Genomic DNA, 1,912 nt, shown 5'->3' with positions numbered 1-1,912 from the left:
GAGTGGAATACCCTTTTTAGAGAAAAGGATCTAGGTGAAACTACCCCGTTACCAGTAGCATTACAACAAAAAGATTTAAAATCACAATACTCTACACAAACGCCATATAGGTCCGTTGCGCTTTATAATGTCTTTGTCATGAAGCGAAGTGCCTCTGACATAATGAATCTGTTTGAGAAAGTTGCACAAGAAGCAGCCGCAGCATGCAATACATCCTATAAAGCATTGTGCCAACGTGAACAATTGAATGGAGTAGGAGAGATCCAAGTATTACGCTACGAAAAATTGGTCGTATATGCAGAGCAGAAGTTAGGAAAGAGACTTGTAGAAGAAATAAAGAATGAGGTGAAGGAGAACTTTCATTGGGATGAGCGGGAAAAGTCTTTACGAATTGCCGATAAATTGTTGATTCAATGCCAGGAACTTGCACCAGCGATTGTCATATTGTTTGCGCCACCTTATTATCCTCCAGTCAATACATCACATGATCCGCTTATCATCGATTCTATTAATAAAATAAAAAAAATGGCAAACAAAATTTCTATGGACATCAATCATATTCACTATTTTAATGGTGTTTGTGATTTGAGTTATGTCCATTATAACAATCATGATGATGGTTGGTCTGCTTTTGAACGAAATACGCCCGTTTGGGGAGAAACCTATAATATTCCCTTTAAAGACATGATGAAACTTCAAGCACCCGTTTTTAATGTAGGGCCTTTTGGAAAAGATGCACATCAACGTACGGAGCGACTTCATATTGAAAGTGCCTTCGTTCAGACCCCGATGATGATTGAGTGTTTACTGAAAAATATGTTTACAGATGCAAATACCATTTAATGAATCTTGCAATCTGATTGCACAAGTATATAGTGCATTTCCATTAGATAGACGGAAAAAGAAAGTAGTAGATTTATTTTAAACTTTAACTGGGGGTCAAATATGAGTAATTCAACTATTCAGCAAATCACATCCAATTCTCTTGAGCAACAACCTATACCAGACAAACAACCAAAAAAAGCGAAAGGAAAGGAAATCAATCCTTTTGTCTTAATGTTCATCGTCATTATCATTGCCACCGTTCTAACCTATGTTTTACCCGCAGGTCAATATGAACGAGTTGAAAAAGACGGTCGTACAATCGTGAATCCTAATTCTTTCGAATTTGTTGATTCGTCACCAGTTGGACTACTAGATATGTTTAGCAGTGTACATTTAGGCATGATTGAAGGAGCTTCCATTATTCTTTTTGTATTTTTGTTCGGAGGCGCTCTTGGAATAATGCAAGCAACTGGTGCATTGGACTCCTTAATAAAATTTGTTGCAGCACGATTAGGAACCAAAGAAAAAGTGTTAATTCCGTTAATGGTATTAATATTTGCTTTATTAGGTACGTTGATCGGTTCTGCTGAAGATGCCTTAGTGTATATTGCAATTGTCGTGCCTATGAGTATAGCGTTAGGGTTCGATGCAATGACAGGTTTCGCAATTGTGGTGCTCGGAACTTTATCAACGGGTTTTACTTCTGGTATAACAAATCCTTTTAATGTGGGCATAGCTCAAAGTATTGCTGAATTGCCCATGTATTCAGGTATGGAATTACGAGTTGCCATTTTCGTCGCTTTTTATATCGTAACTGTAGTATATATTTATTTTCATGCGATGAAGGTAAAGCGTAACCCGACATTKGGTGAATTCGGTAAATTCAAATCTAGTGCGCATACGGAAATTGATTTGAATTTCAAATTAAGTAAAAGACATCTTCTTGCGTTACTTCTTCTATTGGTGAATTTCATCGTGTTAATTTATGGCGTTATTAAATTAGGTTGGTATATTAGCGAAATTAGCGGATTATTCTTAATGTGTGCAATCATAATGGGCTTTATTGGAGGGCTGTCACCTTCTAAGA

General features: G+C 36.8%; 1 protein-coding gene and 1 pseudogene. Both read left to right on the top strand.

Annotation, left to right across the window (positions count from 1 at the left end):
- Positions 1–843: pseudogene (locus AC1DUW_RS27205) on the top strand (amino acid degradation protein); the annotation flags it as partial.
- Positions 844–945: 102 nt separating this feature from the next.
- The coding region (locus tag AC1DUW_RS27200; RefSeq protein ID WP_477643974.1) for a YfcC family protein at positions 946–1,912 on the top strand (967 nt) is incomplete at its 3' end.

Source organism: Peribacillus sp. P4_C12, from assembly GCF_056402095.1.
This window is presented reverse-complemented; position numbering and strand designations above follow the sequence as displayed.